The organism is Mesorhizobium sp. PAMC28654 (assembly GCF_020616515.1).
GTDB lineage: Bacteria > Pseudomonadota > Alphaproteobacteria > Rhizobiales > Rhizobiaceae > Mesorhizobium.
This window is the reverse complement of sequence record NZ_CP085135.1, coordinates 4,025,819-4,046,700: the sequence shown is the minus strand read 5'-3', so window position 1 is coordinate 4,046,700 and position 20,882 is coordinate 4,025,819. Positions and strand designations below refer to the sequence as shown.

General features: G+C 62.7%; 18 protein-coding genes. 7 read left to right on the top strand and 11 right to left on the bottom strand.

What is annotated here, in order from left to right:
- The first annotated feature begins 52 nt into the window (after window positions 1-52).
- The 5 genes from LGH82_RS19785 to LGH82_RS19765 all read left to right on the top strand — a co-directional run bounded on the left by LGH82_RS19785 (window position 53) and on the right by LGH82_RS19765 (window position 5,079).
- Entirely contained in the window at window positions 53-1,357 is a 1,305-nt protein-coding gene (locus tag LGH82_RS19785) for an NAD(P)/FAD-dependent oxidoreductase (RefSeq protein ID WP_227344345.1), read from the top strand.
- Between the two features lie 507 nt (window positions 1,358-1,864).
- Window positions 1,865-2,122: a hypothetical protein gene (locus LGH82_RS19780; protein ID WP_227344344.1), complete on the top strand. Its 258-nt coding sequence runs from the start codon at window positions 1,865-1,867 to the stop codon at window positions 2,120-2,122.
- A gap of 35 nt (window positions 2,123-2,157) precedes the next feature.
- A complete protein-coding gene (locus tag LGH82_RS19775; protein ID WP_227344343.1) occupies window positions 2,158-2,949 on the top strand; it encodes a hypothetical protein in 792 nt (263 codons plus the stop codon).
- 104 nt (window positions 2,950-3,053) lie between these two features.
- Complete coding sequence (locus LGH82_RS19770; protein WP_227344342.1) at window positions 3,054-3,731, top strand: winged helix-turn-helix domain-containing protein; 678 nt, start codon at window positions 3,054-3,056, stop codon at window positions 3,729-3,731.
- Window positions 3,718-5,079 carry an ATP-binding protein gene (locus LGH82_RS19765; protein WP_227344341.1) on the top strand — a complete coding sequence of 454 codons (1,362 nt, stop codon included), beginning with the start codon at window positions 3,718-3,720 and terminating at the stop codon, window positions 5,077-5,079. The genes LGH82_RS19770 and LGH82_RS19765 overlap by 14 nt, the downstream gene beginning before the upstream one ends.
- 6 nt (window positions 5,080-5,085) lie before the next feature.
- Here LGH82_RS19765 and LGH82_RS19760 read toward each other — a convergent pair whose 3' ends face one another.
- The 3 genes from LGH82_RS19760 to LGH82_RS19750 all read right to left on the bottom strand — a co-directional run bounded on the left by LGH82_RS19760 (window position 5,086) and on the right by LGH82_RS19750 (window position 8,718).
- Window positions 5,086-6,258 (bottom strand): glycosyltransferase family 2 protein, encoded by a 1,173-nt coding sequence (locus LGH82_RS19760; protein WP_227344340.1) that lies wholly within the window; start codon window positions 6,256-6,258, stop codon window positions 5,086-5,088.
- Entirely contained in the window at window positions 6,255-7,781 is a 1,527-nt protein-coding gene (locus LGH82_RS19755) for an ArnT family glycosyltransferase (RefSeq protein ID WP_227344339.1), read from the bottom strand. Before LGH82_RS19755 ends, LGH82_RS19760 begins: the two co-directional genes overlap by 4 nt.
- 508 nt (window positions 7,782-8,289) lie before the next feature.
- Window positions 8,290-8,718 carry an Lrp/AsnC family transcriptional regulator gene (locus LGH82_RS19750; RefSeq protein ID WP_227344338.1) on the bottom strand — a complete coding sequence of 143 codons (429 nt, stop codon included), beginning with the start codon at window positions 8,716-8,718 and terminating at the stop codon, window positions 8,290-8,292.
- Window positions 8,719-8,898: 180 nt separating this feature from the next.
- On the opposite strand from LGH82_RS19750, the gene LGH82_RS19745 reads away from it, so the two are divergent.
- Complete coding sequence (locus LGH82_RS19745) at window positions 8,899-10,002, top strand: saccharopine dehydrogenase family protein (protein WP_227344337.1); 1,104 nt, start codon at window positions 8,899-8,901, stop codon at window positions 10,000-10,002.
- Between the two features lie 230 nt (window positions 10,003-10,232).
- On the opposite strand, the gene lpdA is transcribed toward LGH82_RS19745, so the two are convergent.
- Genes lpdA through LGH82_RS19725 form a run of 4 tightly spaced genes read right to left on the bottom strand, consistent with a single transcriptional unit; the run spans window position 10,233 to window position 15,226 of the window.
- Window positions 10,233-11,642, bottom strand: a complete 1,410-nt coding sequence (lpdA, locus tag LGH82_RS19740) for a dihydrolipoyl dehydrogenase (RefSeq protein ID WP_227344336.1) — start codon at window positions 11,640-11,642, stop codon at window positions 10,233-10,235.
- Window positions 11,643-11,646: 4 nt separating this feature from the next.
- The gene (locus tag LGH82_RS19735; RefSeq protein WP_227344335.1) at window positions 11,647-12,975 is read right to left on the bottom strand and encodes a dihydrolipoamide acetyltransferase family protein; all 1,329 of its coding nucleotides are present in this window, start codon (window positions 12,973-12,975) and stop codon (window positions 11,647-11,649) included.
- Between the two features lies 1 nt (window position 12,976).
- Complete coding sequence (locus LGH82_RS19730; RefSeq protein WP_227344334.1) at window positions 12,977-13,990, bottom strand: alpha-ketoacid dehydrogenase subunit beta; 1,014 nt, start codon at window positions 13,988-13,990, stop codon at window positions 12,977-12,979.
- A 3-nt stretch (window positions 13,991-13,993) separates the two neighbouring features.
- Entirely contained in the window at window positions 13,994-15,226 is a 1,233-nt protein-coding gene (locus LGH82_RS19725; protein WP_227344333.1) for a 3-methyl-2-oxobutanoate dehydrogenase (2-methylpropanoyl-transferring) subunit alpha, read from the bottom strand.
- 253 nt (window positions 15,227-15,479) lie between these two features.
- Here LGH82_RS19725 and holA point away from each other — a divergent pair, with 253 nt between their 5' ends.
- The gene (holA, locus tag LGH82_RS19720; RefSeq protein WP_227344332.1) at window positions 15,480-16,526 is read left to right on the top strand and encodes a DNA polymerase III subunit delta; all 1,047 of its coding nucleotides are present in this window, start codon (window positions 15,480-15,482) and stop codon (window positions 16,524-16,526) included.
- A gap of 9 nt (window positions 16,527-16,535) precedes the next feature.
- On the opposite strand, the gene LGH82_RS19715 is transcribed toward holA, so the two are convergent.
- The 4 genes from LGH82_RS19715 to mnmG all read right to left on the bottom strand — a co-directional run bounded on the left by LGH82_RS19715 (window position 16,536) and on the right by mnmG (window position 20,858).
- Window positions 16,536-17,417, bottom strand: a complete 882-nt coding sequence (locus LGH82_RS19715; RefSeq protein WP_227344331.1) for a ParB/RepB/Spo0J family partition protein — start codon at window positions 17,415-17,417, stop codon at window positions 16,536-16,538.
- Between the two features lie 80 nt (window positions 17,418-17,497).
- The gene (locus LGH82_RS19710; protein WP_227344330.1) at window positions 17,498-18,298 is read right to left on the bottom strand and encodes a ParA family protein; all 801 of its coding nucleotides are present in this window, start codon (window positions 18,296-18,298) and stop codon (window positions 17,498-17,500) included.
- Window positions 18,299-18,354: 56 nt separating this feature from the next.
- Window positions 18,355-18,987 carry a 16S rRNA (guanine(527)-N(7))-methyltransferase RsmG gene (gene rsmG / locus LGH82_RS19705; protein WP_227344329.1) on the bottom strand — a complete coding sequence of 211 codons (633 nt, stop codon included), beginning with the start codon at window positions 18,985-18,987 and terminating at the stop codon, window positions 18,355-18,357.
- Window positions 18,984-20,858 carry a tRNA uridine-5-carboxymethylaminomethyl(34) synthesis enzyme MnmG gene (gene mnmG, locus LGH82_RS19700; RefSeq protein ID WP_227344328.1) on the bottom strand — a complete coding sequence of 625 codons (1,875 nt, stop codon included), beginning with the start codon at window positions 20,856-20,858 and terminating at the stop codon, window positions 18,984-18,986. Before mnmG ends, rsmG begins: the two co-directional genes overlap by 4 nt.
- Window positions 20,859-20,882: the final 24 nt, after the last annotated feature.

Below are 20,882 nucleotides of genomic sequence, written 5' to 3'. Positions count from 1 at the left end.
CATCTCGCTTGCCGGAGCGCTTACCGTCAAATGCCCTTTGGGAGAGCCATCCATGCCCGCCGCCGGCCCCTTCGCCCTGCCAGCCAGCCTTTGGGCGGCGACCGCGACCCCTGCTCCGCAGTATTCCCGGGCGAAGGGCGACATTGTTGCCGACGTCGCCATCGTCGGCGCCGGCTATACCGGTCTCGGCGCCGCGCTGCACCTGTCGCAGGCCGGCAAGAAGGTGGTGGTGGTCGAAGCCAGCGAGCCCGGCTGGGGGGCTTCGGGGCGCAATGGCGGCCAGATCATCGCCGGACTGAAGCACGATCCCGACAAGCTCGAAGCCAAATTCGGTCACGCGCTGGGCACCGCCATCACCAGGACAATCGGCGGCGCGGCCGACCTGGTCTTCGACATCATCGAGAAATACGGCATCGACTGCCACGCCAGGCGCAGCGGCTGGATCCAGGGCGCGCATGGCGTCAGGGCTTTCGAGGAGATCGTGACGCCGCGCTTTCGCCAATGGCATGCGCGCGGCGTCGGGGCCCGCCTGCTCGATCGCCAGGCAATGGCGACGCTGACCGGCTCGTCGCCCGATGCCTATCATGGCGGCTGGTTCGATCCACGCGGCGGCGTGCTGCAGCCACTCAGCTATGCGCGCGGGCTGGCGGCAGCCGCGATGTCGCAAGGCGCTACAATCCTGGCGAATGCGCCGGTGCTCGGGCTGAGTTCGACGAGCAAGGGCTGGACGCTGGAGCTGGGCCAGGGCAGCGTCCGTGCGCGAAAGGTGATCCTGGCCACGAACGCCTATACCGGAGATATCTGGCCCGGACTTCGCCAGACCGTCATTCCCGTCACCAGCTTCCAGATCGCCACGCAGCCGCTGGCGCCGGCGGTACGCGAGACCATCCTGCCGGGCGGCCAGGGCGTTGCCGACACGCGCCGGCTGCTGCTCTATTTTCGCCTGGGCCACGAGGGCCGGCTGATCATGGGCGGCCGCTCCCCCGTCGACGACAATCCGACGATGAGCGACGCGGCACCGTTGAAGGCAGCGCTTGCCCGCACCTTCCCACAGGCGGCGAATGCGCCGATCGCGTTCGTGTGGAGCGGCAAGGTTGCCATCACCAAGGACACGATGCCGCACATCCACGTGCTGGCTCCCGGCCTGTTCACGGCACTTGGCTGCAACGGTCGCGGTGTCGCCACATGCACGGCCATCGGCAAGCTGCTGTCCAGCCTTGCGACCGGAACCGAACCGGCCGACCTGCCCTTCCCGGTGACCACGCCAGACCCCTACGCACTGCATGCCCTGCGCAAGGTCGGGGTCTTCGCCGTCAGCCAGTATTACAGGGTGCTTGACGGACTTGGTCGCGTCTGATTTCCTTCTCGACTGATGCCACGGCAGCACACGCTTCAATTAATTAGCCGAATAACTACAAGCGCCTGCGTGCCTACATGCCCATCGATATGGTCGGAAGCTCAATCACGGCGGTCAAGCCTTCGGCAGTGGGCTGCATTCTTCTCGTGGTGGGCTCCTCGTCATCCTGACCGATGCCGTTCGCCGCGTGACGCGGCGCTGATCAATAGAGGGTAAATGAATTTGGCGGGAAATCGCCCTCACTTGAAATATTCTTGCGTCACTTTTGCTGCTTGCGCATCTGGCTGAAAACAAATCCGGGCAATCCGCAAACCAGCTCGCCATGCGCGACCCGACAGCGGTCTGCTTTGTGGCTCCCTTCCCCTCGTATCCATCTTTACGAAACTGTAAGCCGCCGGAAAGACGGAGGTGATTTCACGTCCCTATTGTGCGGATGCCGGCGAGATTTCGCCCTCGCCGGCATTGCTCAGTGTCGCCGGGATCCGGCGCCAGACAAGGAAACTTCCGATGAAAAAGCTTATTATTGCCCTCGCCCTCGGCACCATTGCCATCACCAATCCGATTGCTTCCGCATTCGCCGCGCCGACGCCCTGCGAGGACGCGCTCAAGGCGCTGCGGGCCGCGGAAGCCACCGCGAAGCTCGATGTCGCGGACAAGGCCAAGGTTTCGGATCTCGAAACCAAGGGCATCGAGCGCTGCAACGCCGACGACGACAAGCGCGCCGACGACTTTTTCGCTCAAGCCATGAAGGTCATGGGCAAGTAAGCCCGCTCAATATCCTCGAGGACAGGACACCGGCCATGCTCTCACCCACCCAACGCATCGCACCACCTCTCAACCGGGTTCCGAATGTCACCGCCGATTTCTGGCTGATCAAGCTCATGGCCGTGACCATGGGTGAAACGGCGGCGGACTACCTCGCCGTCAATCTTGGTCTTGGCCTGACGGTCACATCGCTGATGATGACCGGTGTCCTGATCATCGCCCTCATCCTTCAGTTTGCCCAGAAACGTTACATACCCTGGGCCTACTGGCTGGCGGTCGTGCTCGTAAGTGTCGTCGGCACCCTGATCACCGACAATCTCGTCGACAATTTCGGCGTACGCCTGCAGACGACAACGATCGTGTTCAGCGTCTTGCTCGCCGCGACATTCGCGATCTGGTACGCCAGCGAAAGAACGCTGTCGATCCACACCATCCACACGACGAAACGCGAGATCTTCTACTGGCTGGCGATCCTCTTCACCTTCTCGCTGGGGACCGCCGCTGGAGATCTGGTCGCGGAAAGCTTCGACATGGGCTATCTGACCACCGGCCTTTTGTTTGGCGGCGTGATCGCGCTCATTGCCTTTGCCTACTATGTCCTCAAGCTCAACGGCATCCTCGCCTTCTGGCTTGCCTATATCCTGACCCGGCCGCTCGGCGCCTCGTTCGGCGACCTGCTCTCGCAGCCGGTCGAGTATGGCGGCCTGGGCTGGGGAACGACTTTTACCAGCCTGGCCTTCCTTGGCTGCATTGCCGCCCTCGTCCTCTACATGACGTTGAAGAAGGACGCCGACGAGATCGAGGACATCCTGCTTGAATCCGATTGAGGCAAGACACGTCAGGACAGGGCCCACCGGATATCCTAGGAACCTGTGTTTGCCGATGCTAGCATCGCGTTTCGACAAAGCATCGGCAACGGACCGGAACGATCATGCGCCTTCTTCTCATTGAGGACGACCCGCGAACGGCCGATTATGTCATGAAAGGCCTGAGCGAGACCGGTCATGTCTGTGATCTTCTGCGCAACGGGCATGACGCCCTGTTTGCCGCGACACGCGGGGCCTATGACGTGATCATAGCGGACCGGATGATCCCCGGCCTGGACGGCCTGTCCATGATCAAGGCGATCCGCGCCGCCGGTGTGCGCACGCCGACAATCTTCCTGACATCGATCGGCGGTGTCGACGACCGCGTTGAAGGACTTGAAGCGGGTGGCGACGACTATCTCGTCAAGCCATTCGCTTTTTCCGAACTGCTTGCTCGCATCAATGCACTTGGCCGCCGTCCGGCGGCGCAGGAGCAGAAGACCACTTTGCGGGTCGCCGACCTTGAGATGGATCTGATCATGCGCCGTGTCACCCGACAGGGTCACGCCATCGAGCTTCAGCCGCGCGAGTTCAGCCTGCTGGAAGTGCTGATGCGCGGCGAAGGACGGGTGATTACCCGCACCATGCTGCTGGAACGTGTCTGGGACTTCCATTTCGATCCCAAGACCAGCGTGGTCGAGACCCATATCAGCCGGCTGCGCACCAAGATCGACAAGCCGTTCGAGGTCCCGCTCATCCATACCGTCCGCAACACCGGCTACAGCCTGCATGCACCGGTTTAGCCTGCTTCGCAGCACGCCATTCCGGCTTGCCTTGACGTTCGCATTCCTGTTCGTGCTTGCCTTCGTGCTGTCGGGCGCCATCGTTTACCAGATGATGAGTGCCGACCTTGCCGACCGGCTCGACGAGACGATCATCGAAACCTATTCGGTCGTTGCGGCGACTTACGCCGATGGCGACCTGGAAGACCTGATTTCCACGGTCGAAAGCCATTCCAAGCTCAGCACGATCAAGGAGCAGATTTTCTCCTTGACCGGTCCCGACGGCAATCACCTGGCCGGGAATTTTACCGCGGCAGGCCTTCCCGACGGCTTTTCCTTGTTCAAGGCGGCAATGCCCGGCGCACCCTCCGGTGTCGAATACCGGGCCTATTCCGGTTCGGTTGGCGCAAACAACCTGACCGTCGCCTTCAGCCTTTCGGAAACCGAGGAGCTGGAGACGATTGTCCTGATGAGTTTCGGCTGGGGAACGCTCATCATCACGGGCCTCGCCGTGACCGGCGGCGCTCTTCTGGCCTCGCGCGTCCAGCGCCGTCTCGACGGAATTGCCGCGACCATGGTGGACGTTTCGCATGGAAAGCTCGACGCTCGCATCCCGCTGATCGGAAATGGTGACGACATCGACGTCGTTTCCAGCCAGGTCAATGCCGCGCTCGAACGACTGTCGGCGCTTGTCGACGGTATGCGGCAGGTCAGCGCCAACATCGCGCATGACCTGAAGACGCCGTTGAACCGTCTCCAGATGATCCTGGATGTTGCCTCCCAGAAGACGGGTTTCGGCCAGGAGATTTCGGACGACCTGGCGGAAGCGCGAGCCGAAGGCGCCCAGATCAATGAGACGTTCGACGCCCTGCTGCGCATCGCCCAGATCGAGGCTGGCGCGCGCAAGGCGCGCTTCACCGACCTGGACCTCGGCGAGGTGGTGGAAACCATCGCCGAAATCTACGCCGATGTGGCCGAGGACGACGGAAAGTCCCTGTCGGCAACGGCGCTTCAGGCCGGAAGCCAGATACATGGCGACCGCGAACTGCTGACGCAGCTGTTCGCCAATCTCGTCGAGAACGCGCTGCGGCACTGCCCCAAAGGCACGGTCATCGGATTGTCCGTGACGGGGGAAGCTGACCACATTCTTGCGAAAGTCAGCGACAACGGGCCTGGAATTCCAGCCGAGGAGCGCGAGAAGGTGTTCCAACGGCTTTACCGGCTCGACAGCAGCCGAACCACGCCAGGCAGCGGACTTGGCCTCAGCCTGGTACGGGCCATAGCCGATCTGCATGGGGCGACCGTCGTCCTTGAGGATTGCCATCCCGGGCTGGGGATAATCGTGAGTTTCCCGAGAGCGAGGGCCTGATCGGGCCTAGCGCGTGCGCCATGTGATGGCGGAATTGGTGATGTAATTCCACGCCGAGCCCACGGCGGCGGCGGCAAGTCCAGCCGCCCACCACCGCGAGGGGCTGGTGTAAAGCAGCGCCGATACGCCAACACCCGCCACGACACCAAAACTGCAGAGCGCCGCGAACATGACGAACCCGGTCAGGAAGCGCCAGCCACGCCGGCGCTTGTCGCGGTAGGTGAAGGCATTGTTCAGCGTGTAGTTGAACGCCATTGCCGTGAACATGGCCATGGTCTGGGCCGCGGCGAAGGGCAGGCCGTCCGGCAAGAGCGCGTGCAGGACGAACAGGTGAACCAGAACGCCCAGCGAACCGACCAGGCCAAAGGCGAGGAACCGCGTCGAGATGAGGTCGCCCGACGCCTTGGCGATCAACAGGCCCAGATATTCGGCCACGACCATGGAATCGAGTTTGCTCTGCCCGTGCAGACGAGCACCGAACACATAGGGGATTTCCCGAATGCGCAGGGTCTTGGGCGAAGACGCGGCGATGTCCATCAGGATCTTGAAGCCCTGCTGCGAAAGCCGTGGCGCGACCGTTTCGACGATATCCCGGCGCACCATGAAGAACCCGCTCATCGGGTCGTTGATCGGCGTCTTTAACAACAATTGCGCAAGACGCGTCGCCAGCCGGCTGCCGCTCGAACGCAGCCGGCTCAATCCGCTGCCGGCGCTCCCCGCGTTCCCATACCGGCTGGCGACAACCAGATCGGTTTCGCCGCCGCGCATGATCTCGAGCATCCTGGGCAGGCATTTCTCGTCATGCTGGAGGTCTCCGTCCATGATGGCGACGATGGGAGCTGAACTCGACAGAGCGCCCTCGAGGCAGGCGCCGGCGAGACCGCGCCGGCCGATGCGCCTGATGCCGCGAACCCGGGGGTCGTGGGCCGCGATGTCGCGAACCGCCGCGATCGTCCCGTCTTTCGAATCGTCATCGACAAAAACGACTTCCCATTCGATCCCCCGCAACGCCTCATGCAGCCGGGCGACCAGCAACTCGATGTTGGCGCGCTCGTTCAGTGTGGGCACGACAACGGTCAGCTCCACACCCTTGTTCTGGTTCGCCACCACAACGAGATCCGGCCCGGATGGCATTTCGACGGAACCGCCCGCCGACCGGGATATAGATGTCTGGTTCATGGCAAAGTCCTGCTGTCTGGGGACGCGGCCCTGTCCTGAAGCGTCGGCGGTGAGGGGCTGGATCGCCTGATCGGCAGGATCAGGATCTCGAATATCGGGAAGCCCGCGACGCTCTGGGTGACATGCCGGGCAGGACCGTTCGGGACGAAAATTCTGCCGAGACTATCGCGGTATTCCTTTTCCCGCTCGGCCTCCTTGCCGAAATTCAGGGCCCCGACGAGGAACCCCGTGCTCCGGGCATCAAGGCGTTTGTCGTCCATGAACTGGAAGTGGCGCGGATCCCCCGGCAGTACTTCAATTGGGACGTTTGGTCCGAGCGCATGGGCGATCCGTGCCCCCTGCATCCAGTCCGCGGCGACGACATAGGCGTCGGAGCCGCTGAGATCGCTGCTCTGAGCGTCATTGGTCAGCGCCGACCAGTCGACGAGTTGCCAGTTGATGTCGAATTTCGTTGCCCGTTCATGGAAAGGCCTGGTGAAGGCGCCCGTCGTCGTCTGCACCGCGAATGCCACGGCCAGAAGCGGAACGACGATTGCGGCGATGGCGAACGACACCCGCGGCAACCCGGGCCTGCGTTCCGCGAGCCGGCCGCACCATTGGCCCACGAGGGGAAAAGCAAACAGGAACCCGCTCATCGACCAGTGCGGCAAGGAATGGGCGCTGAACAGCGCGGCCAGGCCAAAGAACACCACCGGAAGCACCGCGATCAGTGCGAAGAAGCGATCGGCGACCGATGCTTCTTTTCTGGCGGCCGACCACATGCATCCGATCGCAATAGGCCACGTCGCCGGCCAAACATAAGCGGCCTGGCCAAGCAGGGTAATCGCCAGGTTTCCCGGGTGCAGAAGATGGCCTTCGGCGGCCAGGCCCCTGCCGGACTGGAACGCGAAGGACACCCATCCATGGTTCATGTTCCAAAGCACGACCGGCAACAAGCCGAGGAGCGCGATGGCGCCGGCGACCCATGGGCCGGGCGTGGCAAGTTCGGCCCGGCCGGGCTTTGTCGACAGCAGGATGAGCAAGGCGGAGACGCAGAAGAGCCCCGCCTGGTATTTCGACATCAGGGCAAGGCCGAGCGCTACACCCGCGACGGTCCATCGCAGGAGCGCATGGCGCGGCGCCTTGCCAAGCAGCATCGGCGCGACGGCCCAGGCGCTCGCCAGCAGGAAGAAATTCAGCGGACCGTCCGGCACCACGAAATGGCCGGCCGAAATGAAGAAGAAGGGAGCAACCGTGTACCACGCCACCGCCCAGAACGCGGCAACGGCGCCATAGGCCAGGCGGGTCAGGTCGTAGAGCAGCAGTGCCGACAGGGAGCCGAGCACGACATAGGGCAGCCGCACAAACAGCCGGCATTCGCATCCGGTGATATCCGCCATCAGGCGGCCAAGCGCAAAGCCGAGCGGAGGATGATCGAAGTAAGAGAGCGAGTGGCTGCGCGACACCACCACAGCATAGGCCTCGTCGATCGACAGCGGGATGACCGCGGCAAGTCCGATCCGCAAGATCAGGAATGTACCCACCAGAAGAATCATCCGCGAGGCCGGAGAGTCAGAAAGGCCAGCCTTGGATAACCAGTCGGCAATCGCCGACGGCTTCCTAAGCACGGCCAGGTTCTGGGAAGCGGGCTGCATTGCCGCTACCAGATCCACAGCATCTGCCAACGCTCGTCAGGCGCGGATCCATTTCGAGATATGACAATCAGCAGAGAAGCAATGGTAAAAAGCACCAGGGAGGTGGTGATCCATGCCCATTTGCTGGCAACAATGGAGTGATTGCGGCGCGGCATACGTGAAACCCGGACCCTGAACATTAATGTAAGCTTTTTGATGATTCTACTTGGGGTCTCGACTTGGACCGAATAGTCGCCTCGCCAAACAGAATGCCATGTTAAACATACCGGGGATTTGCCGAATTCTTACCAATTGGTAAGAGGCAATGCCGCGCAAATTATGGCGGATGGCACAGTGCTCGATCCGCGGAATGTCAGCCAGCATCGGCCAAGCACACCTTTTTTGACAGCAGGATCGGTCAGCGATCGATGCGCGTCGACAGGATGATCGACGATGATGTCCGCTCGACGCCCTCCATGGCGCCGATCTGGTCGAGGAGCGAATCCAGGTCCTTGATCGACGGAGCGGCGACGATGACGATCATGTCGAAATTGCCGCTGACGGAATGAAGCGTTCGTACCGCCGCCAGGGACCGCAGGCTGCGCACCACCTTGTCGGCGAGCTTCGGCGTCACCGTAAGCAACACATGCGCGCGCACCAGGCCCTGTTCGTAGTCCGGTGACAGCCGGACTCCATAGCCGCTGATGACGCCACGCTGCTCAAGCCGCTCGATCCGGCTCTGCACTGTCGTGCGCGACACGCCGAGGCGCCGCGCCAGTTCGGCCGTCGAGGCCCGCGCGTTCTCACGCAGCAGGGAAAGCAGGGCCTGTTCCGCTTCGCTGAGCATTTCGACGAATCCCTTTGGCGGATTGCTTGGAATTGAGTTTCGATTTGCACAATTCCACGCTTCCTTTCGACAGGCAAGCTGCGATTCTCACGCATGTTGTTCAAAAGCGCGCAGCGGTTTCGGGACAACGGCATGCACAAAACAAAAGTATCAATCAAAAATTCGGGCGAGGAATCGGTCATGAAGAAAATTGTTATCGTAGGCGCCGGCAAGATCGGTTCGACCATCGCCGAGATGCTCGCCGACACCGGCGACTATCATGTCACCCTCGTCGATCGCTCCGCCACCCAGCTTGGCTCGGCGGAGCTGCCGGCTTCCGTCGCGACGCTCGAACTCGACATCGAGGCGCCCGGGGTTCTCGAAGCAGCGCTCGCCGGCAAATTCGCGGTGCTCAGCGCCGCCCCCTTCCACCTGACCACGCGCATCGCCGAGGCGGCGGCAAGTGCCGGCCTGCACTATCTCGATCTCACCGAGGATGTCGTCAGCACAAGGCGGGTCAAGGAACTGGCGCGCTCGGGCAAGAGCGCCTTCATTCCGCAATGCGGGCTGGCGCCCGGCTTCATCTCGATCGTTGCCAATGACCTCGCCAGCCGCTTCGACACGCTGGAAAGCGTGCGCATGCGCGTCGGCGCCCTGCCGCAATACCCGTCGAATGCCTTGAACTACAATCTCACCTGGAGCACTGACGGCGTCATCAACGAATATTGCGAACCCTGCGAGGCGATTGTCGAGGGCGAGTTGGTCGAGGTGCCGCCGCTGGAAGAGCGCGAGGAATTTTCGCTCGACGGCGTCACCTACGAGGCGTTCAACACCTCGGGCGGACTGGGCACGCTGGCCGAGACGCTGAAGGGCAAGGTGCGCACGCTCAACTACCGCACCATCCGCTACCCCGGCCACGCCGCGATCATGAAGGCGCTGCTCAACGATCTCGGCCTGCGCCACCGCCGCGACGTGCTGAAGGACATTTTTGAAAGCGCCCTGCCGGCAACACTACAGGACGTGGTCATCGTCTTCGTCACCGTCTCGGGCCGCAAGAATGGCCGGCTGCTGCAGGAAACCTACGCCAACAAGATCTACTCGCGGCGCGTCGGCCAGGTGGTGCGCAGCGCCATCCAGATCACCACCGCGTCCGGCATCTGCGCCGTTCTCGACATGCTGGCCGACGGCAGCCTGCCGGCAACCGGCTTCGTCAGGCAGGAAGACATCGCGCTCGACGCCTTCCTCGCCAACCGTTTCGGCCGCGCCTACGCGCAGCACGAGATGGTGACCCGGCTGGCGAGCTGACAATTACACTCGTCTGCGCTGCCCCTCACCTGCCTGCCGGCATCCTCTCCCCGTATAGAGACAGGGAGAGGGACGCTGTCACCAGCGATTTCGCCAATCACCGGCATTGCAAGGATAGTGCCGCGTTGCGGTCCGCTGCTTTCTCCCCGTTCCTATACGGGGAGAAATGCCCGGCAGGGCAATGAGGGGCGGCGCGGACCTTTCAAGCCTGTCGCCATGGCTGAGCCGCTTCAAATATGCAGCGCGTGGCCCAGCGCCTTCAGCGCCGCTTCCTGGAACCCCTCGCCTTGCGTCGGATGGGCATGGATCGTGCCGGCGATGTCCTCCAGCCGCGCGCCCATCTCCAGCGCCAGACCAAAAGCAGCCGAGAGTTCCGACACACCCTGGCCAACCGCCTGGATGCCGAGCACCAGGTGGTTGTCGGCCCGGGCGACAACCCGGACAAAACCATCCTCGCCCAGTTTCGTCATGGCGCGGCCGTTGGCGGCAAACGGGAACATCCCGATCTTGATCTCGCCCTGGCTCTTGGCCTCTTCCGGCGACAGGCCGGCCGTCAGCAGCTCCGGATCGGTGAAGCAGACAGCCGGGATAGCCCGCTTGTCCCAACTGCGCTTATGGCCAGCCACAATCTCGGCAACCATCTCGCCTTGTGCCATCGCCCGGTGCGCCAGCATCGGCTCGCCGGTGACGTCGCCAATGGCAAAGATGCCGCGCATCGAGGTGCGGCACTGGTCGTCGATGCGGATGAATTTTCCTGTCCTGTCCAGATCGATCTGGTCCAGTCCCCAGCCTTCGGTTACCGGCTTGCGGCCGACCGTCACCAGGATCCTGTCGGCCGCGACCTTGGTGCTCTTGCCGTCCGATGTCTCGACCAGCAGCGCATCACCTTTGCCCGCCTGTCCCTGGGTCGAAAGCCCCTTGGCCTTGGCGCCCGTCATCACCTCGATGCCGAGCTCGGCAAGCCGCTTGACGACCGGTCTGGTCAGCTCCGCATCATATTGCGCCAGCACGCGGGGCAGAGCCTCGACCACGGTCACCTTGGCGCCCATTTTCGCGAAAGCCATGCCGAGTTCCAAGCCGATATAGCCGCCCCCGACCACCGCGAGCTTTTTGGGTACTTCGTTCAGCGCCAAGGCCTCGGTGGAGGAAATCACGGGCCCCCCGAACGGCAGGAAAGGCAATTCGATCGGCGCCGAGCCAGTGGCGATCACGATCATTTCAGCGCGGATCACCTGCACGCCGGTCTCGGTCTCGACCTCGACGGTCTTGCCGTCGCGAAACGTCGCCCAGCCCTGCACGATCTTGACCTTGGCCTTCTTGAGCAACCCCGAAACGCCACTGTTGAGCCGGCTAGCGATACCGTCCTTCCAGGCGATGGTCCTGGCGAGATCAAGCGCCGGCGCAGTGATCGAGATGCCGAGCGGGCTCTTGCCCCCAGCCATATGAGAAACCTTCTCGAACTCCTCGGCGGCGTGGATCAGCGCTTTCGACGGGATGCAGCCGACATTGAGACAGGTGCCGCCCAGCTTGCCGGCCTCGACGATCACCGTGTCGATGCCAAGCTGGCCGGCGCGGATGGCGCAGACATAACCGCCTGGACCGGCGCCGATGACGAGCAGCTTGCAGGAGATTTCCTTCATGTCATCAATCCACAAAGATCAGCGCTGGCGTTTCCAGCAGCGTCTTGATGCGCTGGATGAAGACGGCGGCGTCCCAGCCGTCGATCACCCTGTGGTCGAAGCTGGAGGACAGGTTCATCATCTTGCGCGGGATGAACTGCGTGCCGTCCCACACCGGCCGCACCATCATCTTGTTGACGCCGATGATCGCCACTTCCGGATGATTGATCACCGGCGTCGTCACGACACCACCCATCGCACCCAGCGAGGTGATGGTGATGGTCGAACCCGACAGCTCGTCGCGCGTCGCCGTGCCGGATTTCGCGGCTTCGGCCAGCCTGATAACCTCGGCGCCGCAGTCCCAGATGTCACGCGCCTCGGCATGCTTGACGACGGGCACCACCAGCCCCGACGGCGTCTGCGCGGCAATGCCGATATGGATGCCGCCGTGCTGATGGATGATGCCGGCCTCGTCATCGAACAGCGAATTGAGGTTCGGCTGGTCGGCGATCGCCTTGACCATTGCCCGCATCAGGAACGGCAGCAACGTCAGCTTCGGCCTCTCCGCGCCACCCTTGGCCGTGCGCTTGTCCTTGTTGAGCGCGGCGCGCAGATCCTCGAGCGCTGTGACATCGATCTCCTCGACATAGGTGATGTGCGGGATACGCGACTTGGACAGCGTCATCTTCTCGGCGATCTTGCGCCGGAGCCCGACCACCTTGATGTCCTCGACAGCGTCGTTGCGGGCAAGGCCGGACGTCTTCGCAACCTGCGGCCCGCGCGCCAGGAAAGCCTCGATGTCCTCATGGCCTATGCGGCCGGCTGGGCCGGTTCCCGCGACCTGCCTGAGATCGATGCCGGCTTCCTTCGCGCGCAAACGAACAGCCGGCGACGCCAGCGGTTTCTCGCCTTCCGGCCGTGGGGCGCCGGAGACCGATTGCTGCCGCAGGCCTTTCGAAGCCGGAACAGGTTTCACGTCCGCCGCGGTGGCCTTTGGCGAAGTCTTCGCCGGTGGTGCCGCGGTCTCGGGCTTCGGCGTCGGGAGTTTCGCCGGTGGTTCGGCTGCCACGGGTTCCAAATCACCGCCGCCCTGCGGCTTCACATTGCCGTCGCCCGCCACTTTCAGCCGCACGATCGGCGAACCGATGGCCACCGTGTCGCCGATCTCGGCCCCCAGCCAGAGGATTTCGCCATCAACCGGCGACGGGATTTCAACCGTCGCCTTGTCGGTCATGACAGCGGCAAGCATGGTGTCCTCGCGGACAATGTCGCCGACCTTCACATGCCACTCGACGAGTTCGGCCTCGGCGACGCCCTCGCCGACATCGGGCAGCTTGATTATGTGCTCGCCCATGTCAGGCCTCCATGGTTTCGATGAGAGCGCGGCCGACGCGCGCTGGGCCAGGGAAATAGTCCCACTCCTGCGCATGCGGATAGGGCGTGTCCCAACCGGCGACCCGCGCCACCGGGGCCTCCAGATGGTAGAAACAGTTTTCCTGCACCAGTGCGGAGAGTTCGGCGCCGAACCCTGACGTCAGCGTCGCTTCGTGCACGATGACACAGCGCCCGGTCTTTTTGACCGACGCAACGATCGTGTCGAGATCGAGCGGCAGTAGCGTTCTGAGATCAATGATCTCGGCATCGATGCCCGTCTCCTCGACGGCCGCCTGCGCGACATAGACCATCGTGCCATAGGCCAGCACGGTGAGAGCGGAGCCGGCCCGGCGGATCGCGGCCTTGCCGAGAGGCACTGTGTAGTGACCGTCGGCGACCTCCCCAAGCTCATGTTTCGACCAGGGCGTCACCGGCCGGTCGTGATGACCGTCAAAGGGACCGTTGTAGAGCCGCTTCGGCTCAAGGAAAATCACCGGATCGGGATCCTCGATCGCCGCGATCAACAGGCCCTTGGCATCATGCGGATTGGATGGCACGACTGTCTTCAGGCCGGACACATGGGTGAACAGCGCCTCCGGGCTCTGGCTGTGGGTCTGGCCACCAAAGATGCCGCCGCCGGTCGGCATCCGCACCACGATCGGGCAAGTGAAATCGCCGTTCGAGCGGTAGCGCAGCCGTGCCGCTTCCTGGGTCAGCTGGTCGTAGGCCGGATACATATAGTCGGCAAACTGAATTTCCACACAGGGCTTCAGCCCATAGGCGGCCATGCCGATTGCCGAGCCGACAATACCGGATTCGTTGATCGGAGCGTCAAAGCAGCGGCTCTTGCCGTATTTGGCCTGCAGGCCCTGGGTGCAGCGAAAAACACCGCCGAAGAAGCCGACATCCTCGCCGAACACGACGACTTTGTCGTCGCGCCCCATCGACACATCCATGGCGTCGCGGATCGCCTCGATCATCGTCCGTCTCGGCATGGTTCAGACTCCCGCCTGCTGGCGCTGGCGCCGCAGATGCGGCGGCATTTCGGCGTAGAGGCCTTCGAACATGTCACGCGTCGACGGCTTGCCGCCGGCATGCAGCGTGCCGTGGCTTTCGGCTTCCTTCTGCGCCGTGATGACCTCGTCTAGGATCTCGGCCTCGGCCTGTGCGTGGCGCTCGTCCGACCAGACACCAAGCAGGATGAGATGGTTCTTCAACCTGACAATGGGGTCGCCTAGCGGCCATGCGTCGGATTCGGTTTTCGGCCGGTAGGCCGACGGATCGTCCGAGCTTGAATGCGCACCGGCGCGATAGGTGACATATTCGATCAGCGTCGGGCCGAGATTGCTACGCGCACGTTCCGCCGCCCATTTGGCCACTGCGTGCACGGCGAGATAGTCGTTGCCGTCGACGCGCAGCGCCGGGATACCGAAGCCAAGGCCCCTGGCCGCGAAAGTACCCGAGCCGCCACGCGCGATGCCTTGGAAAGTCGATATGGCCCACTGGTTGTTGACGACATTGAGCACGACCGGCGCCTTGTAGGTGGAGGCGAACACCAGCGCCGAATGGAAGTCGGACTCGGCCGTCGAGCCGTCGCCGATCCAGGCGGCGGCGATCTTGGAATCGTTCGATATCGCCGAGGCCATCGCCCAGCCGACCGCCTGGATGTACTGCGTCGCCAGATTGCCGGAGATCGAGAAGAAGCCGTGCTCCTTCGACGAATACATGATCGGCAGCTGCCGGCCTTTCAGCGGGTCGGCCTCGTTGGAATAGATCTGGTTCATCATGGTGACCATCGGATAGCCGTCCGCGATCAGCAGGCCGGCTTGGCGGTAGGTCGGAAAATTCATGTCGCCTGGCGACAGCGCCTTGCGGAACGCACAGCTCACCGCTTCCTCGCCCAGATGCTGCATGTAGAACGAGGTCTTGCCCTGCCGCTGCGCCATCTGCATGCGCGCGTCGAAGGTGCGCAACGTCATCATATGGCGCAAGCCCGCCAGCAGCTCATCGTGCGAAAGCAGGCCGGCCCAGGGACCGACCGCTTCGCCGCTGCGGTTCAGCACCCGGATGATCGAGAAAGCCATGTCGCGGATGGTGCGCGGATCGACGTCGATCTCGGGGCGCGGCACAGAGCCGGCCTTGGGGATGGTTACATTGGAAAAATCCGGCGTCCCGCCCGGCCGGACTTCCGGTTCCGGGACGTGAAACCGCAACAGTCCAGCATCGGCCATGACCCTTCTCCTCCAAGGTTGCCTGGCGCGATATTTGCACATCCGCGCCGGAGGCAACATGACGATATGTCGGCGAAATTTCTTATCGATCTTCCGGTCCCGCGCGCAATTAGGCGAATGATTTGCCTGATCCGCCGCAAGAGCATGCAATTCAGGTAGGTTGTGCGGAAGGCAGGTACAACGCAGCCCCTGGGGCCACTTTTAAGCAATCGACTTTGTTCACCCGGCGGCCCTCACGTGCTAGTCAGCCGGAATGGCACAGAAGAAAGCATTCGAGGTCGATTCATGGCTGGCGCGCCCGGACTCGCGCATTTCGATTGTCCTGCTCTATGGTCCCGATCGCGGGCTGGTCGCTGAGCGCGCCAAGGCTTTCGCCGCCAAGACCGGCCTCTCGCTCGATGATCCTTTCTCCGTAGTGAGGTTGGAAGGTTCCGAAGTCGACCAGGACCAGGGCCGCCTGCTCGACGAAGCCCGAACCGTGCCGATGTTTTCGGACCGGCGCCTGCTCTGGGTGCGCAATGCCAGCGGCCAGAAGGCGCTTGCCGAGGACGTCAAGGCACTGACCGCGGAGCCGCCACGTGACGCCATCATCCTGATCGAGGCCGGCGACCTCAAGAAAGGCGTCGGTTTGCGGGCCATTGTCGAGGCAGCCGACAATGCCATGGCCTTGCCCTGCTATGCCGACGAGGCCAGGGATATCGATACAGTGATTGACGGCGAGTTGCAGAAAGCCGGCATGTCGATGACGCTCGAAGCCCGCCAGGCGCTGCGCCGCAATCTGGGCGGCGACCGGCTGGCTTCACGCGGCGAGATCGAGAAACTCGTGCTCTACGCCCACGGCCAGAAGGAGATCGGAATCGACGATGTCAAGGCGACGTCGGGCGATGTGTCCGGCGCCTCTTTCGACGATGCCGTCGATGCCCTGCTGGAAGGCAAGATCGGCGACTTCGACACCGCCTTCACCCGCCATTGCAAGTCCGGGGGCCATCCCTTCCTGGTGCTTTCCTCGGCCATGCGGCAATTGCAGTCGATCCAGGCCATGCGCGGCCAGATGGATTCAAGCGGACGCAACGCCGGGTCGGTCGTCGCAGCCGCCCGGCCGCCCGTGTTCTTCGCGCGGCGAAAACTGGTGGAAAAGGCGCTTGAGCGCTGGAACACCGACGCGCTTGGCCGAGCCCTGGCTCGCCTGCAGACAGCAGTTCTGCAGACCCGTCGGCGCCCCGATCTTGCGGTCGCGCTGGCCCGCCAGGCGCTGCTCGGCATTGCCATAGAGAGCAGCCGGCTGGCGCAGCGCGGCTGATATTCGTCGTTAGCGTTCCTGCTTCAAACGCCGGCAGAGCTCGTCGAGCTGCTCCAGCGTCCGATAGGAGACACGAAGCACGCCGCCCCGTTCCTTGTGGTCGATGGCAACCATCATGCCGATCGTGTCGGACATCAGCTTTTCCAGCGCCAGCGTATTGGCATCTTTCTGCACCGGCTCCTTCGGCTTTGGCGCTGTCGAAGCGCCAGCCGGCATCTGCGCAAGCGCTTCGGCCTGGCGCACCGACAGGCCGTCTTCGACGATTCGCTTGGCGAGACCCACCGGATCCTCGGCCGTTACAAGCGTGCGGGCATGGCCGGCCGACAGGGCGCCGTCGACCAGCATGTCGCGGATGACGTCCGGCAGCTTCAAAAGCCTCAGCGTATTGGCGACATGGCTGCGGCTCTTGCCGATGACCTGGCCGAGATCGGCCTGTGTGTAACCGTGGTCGTCTATGAGCTGCTGATAACCCAGGGCCTCTTCGACAGCGTTGAGGTCCGTACGCTGTACGTTTTCAATGATGGCCAGTTCGAGCGCCGTGCGGTCGTTCACATCGCGAATGATGACCGGGATCTCGGTCAGACCGGCGCGCTGCGCCGCGCGCCAGCGCCGCTCGCCGGCGATGATCTCGTAACGGCCCGCTTGCGTGGCAGACGGCCGAGCGACGACCGGCTGCACCACGCCGTGTTCGCGGATCGACTGGGCGAGGTCGGTCAGCTCGGCGTCACCAAAATGTCGACGCGGGTTTTTCGGGTTTGGCGTGAGGAACTCGATCGGCACCTTGCCGTCCGCCGACATATGCTGCTTTTCCGGCGCGCTCGGGCGATCGATTTCGCCGATCAGTGCCGCAAGTCCCCGTCCCAGTCTTTTTCTCGAAAGGTCTTCGCTCATCGTCATTCCAGATCGTTTCGGTATCGAATCGGTTTCTTGCTCTACGTCCAAAAGCCGGTTTCAGCCTTCAGGCCTCGGTATCAAGCGGCGCGCAGTTTGCGCTCCCGGCGTATCACCTCGGAGGCCAGTTGAAGGTAGGCCTGGCTGCCGGAACATTTGAGATCGTAGAGGATCGCCGGCTTGCCGTAGGATGGCGCTTCCGAAACGCGTACATTGCGCGGGATTATCGTTTCATAAACCTTGTCGCCCATATGCGCCCGCACATCCTGCACAACCTGGTTGGCGAGATTGTTGCGGCCGTCATACATGGTCAGCACGATGCCCTGGATGGTCAGGTCCGGATTGATCGAACGGCGAACCTGCTCGACGGTTTCCAGAAGTTGGCTGAGGCCTTCAAGCGCGAAGAATTCGCATTGCAGCGGCACAAGCACTGAATCCGCGGCTGCCATCGAATTGAGCGTTAGAAGATTGAGCGACGGCGGACAGTCGATCAGCACATAGCCAAAATTGGCCGAGCGAGCCGACGCGGCACGCAGTGCATTGCGCAGCCGCAGGACCCGATCCGGCGCCGACGCGATTTCCATTTCGATGCCAAGCAGATCAAGCGTTGACGGCACGATCGACAGGCCAGGCACAGCCGTCGGGATTGCAGCCGCCTCGAGTTCCAGTTCGCCTGTCAGCACGTCATAGGACGAGACGGTGCGGTCCTTGCGGTCGATGCCGAGGCCGGTGCTGGCATTGCCTTGTGGATCGAGGTCGACGATCAGCACCTTTTCGCCGATTGCCGCCAGCGCGGTAGCCAGATTGATTGCGGTGGTCGTCTTGCCGACACCGCCCTTCTGGTTGGCTACGGTGATGATTCGGGGGCCGTTCTTCATCATGGATCTATGCCAAAAATTCATTCTTGGGTCGCCACAAGCGGATCAGAGAGGGCAGATCAGACGGGTCTGAGATCGGACAATTCGAGGATGACGCCCAAGGGGTCGGTCATGCTCGGATGTTCTACCAGATCGAACGCCCAGCGGTGAGCGCTTTCTTCCACCTCGGCGCGGTAATCCCGGCCTTTGTGGAAAAGCCCGCGCGTTCCCGTTGTCAGCCAGGGAGCCGAAAGGTCGAGCAAGCTCGAAAGCGAGGCCAGCGCGCGGGCTGTAACGATCTGCGGCGCCGCGACATGCTCGTAGCTGTCATCGATTCGCCGTGCGACGACGCGAGCCGGCAGATTGAACTGCCCGACGACGGATTGCAGAAACGATGCTTTTTTCCGATTGCTTTCAACCAGATCGATGCTGGCCCCATCCCGTTCGGCAAGCAGGAATGCCAGGATGAGGCCTGGGAATCCGCCTCCCGAACCGAGATCGACCCATCGCGTGGCCAGGGGTTCGATTCGCGCCAACTGGGCGCTATCGAGGATGTGCCGCTCCCAGACATGACCGAGCGTCGAAGGCGCAACGAGATTTATTCTGCGGTTCCACTTCTGGAACATCTCTTCGAACGCCACCAGACGATCGAATGTTTCACGTGAAACCGTGCCTGCCGCCTCTTGCAGGCTCACCCAGGATGCACTGCTCACGCAACAACTCTCCGCGCGGAACTCTCGGTGTTGCGGACATGGGCAACAATGATGGCAAGCGCCGCCGGCGTCATGCCTTCCATGCGTTGCGCGTCGGCAATGGAGCGCGGGCGCCTGACCCGCATCTTCTGCTTAAGCTCGTTCGACAGGCCGGGAACATCGGAAAACTCCAGCTCTTCCGGGATCAGGCGGCACTCCTCGTGCCGTATCTGGGCGACATCCGCTTTCTGTCGATCGAGATACACCGAATATTTCGCTTCCGTTTCGAGGCGCTCCGCTGTCTTGGCGTCCATGGCGCCGAATTCGGGCGCGACACGCGCAAGCCATGCGACATCCACGCCCGGATATGCCAGAAGTTCATAAGCGGAGCGCCGCACGCCGTCCTTGTTGATCTCCAGCCCGTGCCGTGCCACCTCGTTCGGGGTCCGGCTGATGCCAACAGCAAGGTCGCGTGCCCTCGCAAGATCATTCATTACGGCTTCGAATCGATCGGTACGCTCCCGGGAAACAATGCCGAGCTTCAAAGCCATCGGCGTCAATCGCTCGTCCGCATTATCCGCACGCAGCGACAGCCTGAATTCAGCCCTCGACGTGAACATGCGATAAGGCTCGGCGATACCGCGGCTGGTCAGGTCGTCGACCATGACACCGATATAGGCCTCGGTGCGGCTGAGTACGATCTGGTCACTCGCGGATGCCCGGCGCGCCGCGTTGAGACCCGCGAGCAGGCCTTGCGCCGCGGCTTCCTCATAGCCGGTGGTTCCGTTGATCTGTCCCGCCAGGAACAGACCGCTGATGCGCTTGGTCTCCAGCGTCGGCTGCAACTCGCGCGGGTCTACATGGTCATATTCAATAGCGTAGCCGGGCTGCAGCATCACGGCGCGTTCAAGTCCCGGAATGGTCTTGAGAATATCGAGTTGGACGTCTTCCGGCAGCGAGGTCGAAATGCCGTTGGGATAGACCGTGTCGTCATCGAGACCCTCCGGCTCAAGGAAGATCTGATGCCCTTCCCTGTCGCCGAACTTGACGATCTTGTCCTCGATCGACGGGCAATAGCGTGGGCCTACCCCTTCGATGGAGCCGGAATACATCGCGGAACGCCCGAGATTGGCGCGGATCAGCTCGTGCGTGGCCATGGTCGTCCGCGTGATACCGCAATGGATCTGCGGGTTCTCTATACGGTCGGTCATCAGCGAGAACGGCACCGGATCTTCATCCGCGGCCTGGCTCTCCAGCGAGGACCAATCGATGGTACGGCCATCAAGCCGTGGCGGCGTACCAGTCTTGAGACGTCCAAGCGTAAAGCCTGCCCGTGTCATGGTCGCCGACAGGCCGACGCTGGCCTGCTCGTTCATTCGACCGGCGACGATCTTCCTTTCGCCGATGTGAATCAACCCGCGCAGGAAGGTCCCGGTCGTCAGCACCACCGCGCCACAGCCGAGTCTTTGTCCGTCAGCCAGAAGAACAGCGATCAGGCGTCCGTCCTTGATTTCAAAATCCAGGACTTCACCCTCGACGACATCGAGACTGTTCCGTTGCCGAATCATCTCCTGCATCGCCAGGCGATAAAGCTTCCTGTCGGCCTGAGTCCGAGGGCCCCGGACTGCTGGCCCTTTGCGGCGGTTTAGCAAGCGAAACTGGATTCCAGCCGCATCGGCCACGCGGCCCATCAGGCCATCCATGGCGTCGATCTCGCGAACGAGATGACCCTTCCCGAGACCGCCGATAGCCGGATTGCAAGACATGACGCCGATGGTGTCGAAGCGCAATGTCACCAGTGCCGTTCTTGCGCCCGCGCGCGCGGCAGCGCTGGCAGCCTCGCTACCAGCATGGCCGCCGCCCACCACAACGACATCGTAGTGATTGCTCATCTTATTGTCCCGGATTCGGTTTTC

Bases quoted from the DNA above. Each gene is read 5' to 3' on its own strand.
- LGH82_RS19785 (WP_227344345.1), top strand. From the start codon at position 53: ATGCCCGCCGCCGGCCCCTTCGCCCTGCCAGCCAGCCTTTGGGCGGCG.
- LGH82_RS19780 (WP_227344344.1), top strand. From the start codon at position 1,865: ATGAAAAAGCTTATTATTGCCCTCGCCCTCGGCACCATTGCCATCACC.
- LGH82_RS19775 (WP_227344343.1), top strand. From the start codon at position 2,158: ATGCTCTCACCCACCCAACGCATCGCACCACCTCTCAACCGGGTTCCG.
- LGH82_RS19770 (WP_227344342.1), top strand. From the start codon at position 3,054: ATGCGCCTTCTTCTCATTGAGGACGACCCGCGAACGGCCGATTATGTC.
- LGH82_RS19765 (WP_227344341.1), top strand. From the start codon at position 3,718: ATGCACCGGTTTAGCCTGCTTCGCAGCACGCCATTCCGGCTTGCCTTG.
- LGH82_RS19760 (WP_227344340.1), bottom strand. From the start codon at position 6,258: ATGAACCAGACATCTATATCCCGGTCGGCGGGCGGTTCCGTCGAAATG.
- LGH82_RS19750 (WP_227344338.1), bottom strand. From the start codon at position 8,718: ATGCTCAGCGAAGCGGAACAGGCCCTGCTTTCCCTGCTGCGTGAGAAC.
- LGH82_RS19745 (WP_227344337.1), top strand. From the start codon at position 8,899: ATGAAGAAAATTGTTATCGTAGGCGCCGGCAAGATCGGTTCGACCATC.
- lpdA (WP_227344336.1), bottom strand. From the start codon at position 11,642: ATGAAGGAAATCTCCTGCAAGCTGCTCGTCATCGGCGCCGGTCCAGGC.
- LGH82_RS19735 (WP_227344335.1), bottom strand. From the start codon at position 12,975: ATGGGCGAGCACATAATCAAGCTGCCCGATGTCGGCGAGGGCGTCGCC.
- LGH82_RS19730 (WP_227344334.1), bottom strand. From the start codon at position 13,990: ATGCCGAGACGGACGATGATCGAGGCGATCCGCGACGCCATGGATGTG.
- LGH82_RS19725 (WP_227344333.1), bottom strand. From the start codon at position 15,226: ATGGCCGATGCTGGACTGTTGCGGTTTCACGTCCCGGAACCGGAAGTC.
- holA (WP_227344332.1), top strand. From the start codon at position 15,480: ATGGCACAGAAGAAAGCATTCGAGGTCGATTCATGGCTGGCGCGCCCG.
- LGH82_RS19715 (WP_227344331.1), bottom strand. From the start codon at position 17,417: ATGAGCGAAGACCTTTCGAGAAAAAGACTGGGACGGGGACTTGCGGCA.
- LGH82_RS19710 (WP_227344330.1), bottom strand. From the start codon at position 18,298: ATGATGAAGAACGGCCCCCGAATCATCACCGTAGCCAACCAGAAGGGC.
- mnmG (WP_227344328.1), bottom strand. From the start codon at position 20,858: ATGAGCAATCACTACGATGTCGTTGTGGTGGGCGGCGGCCATGCTGGT.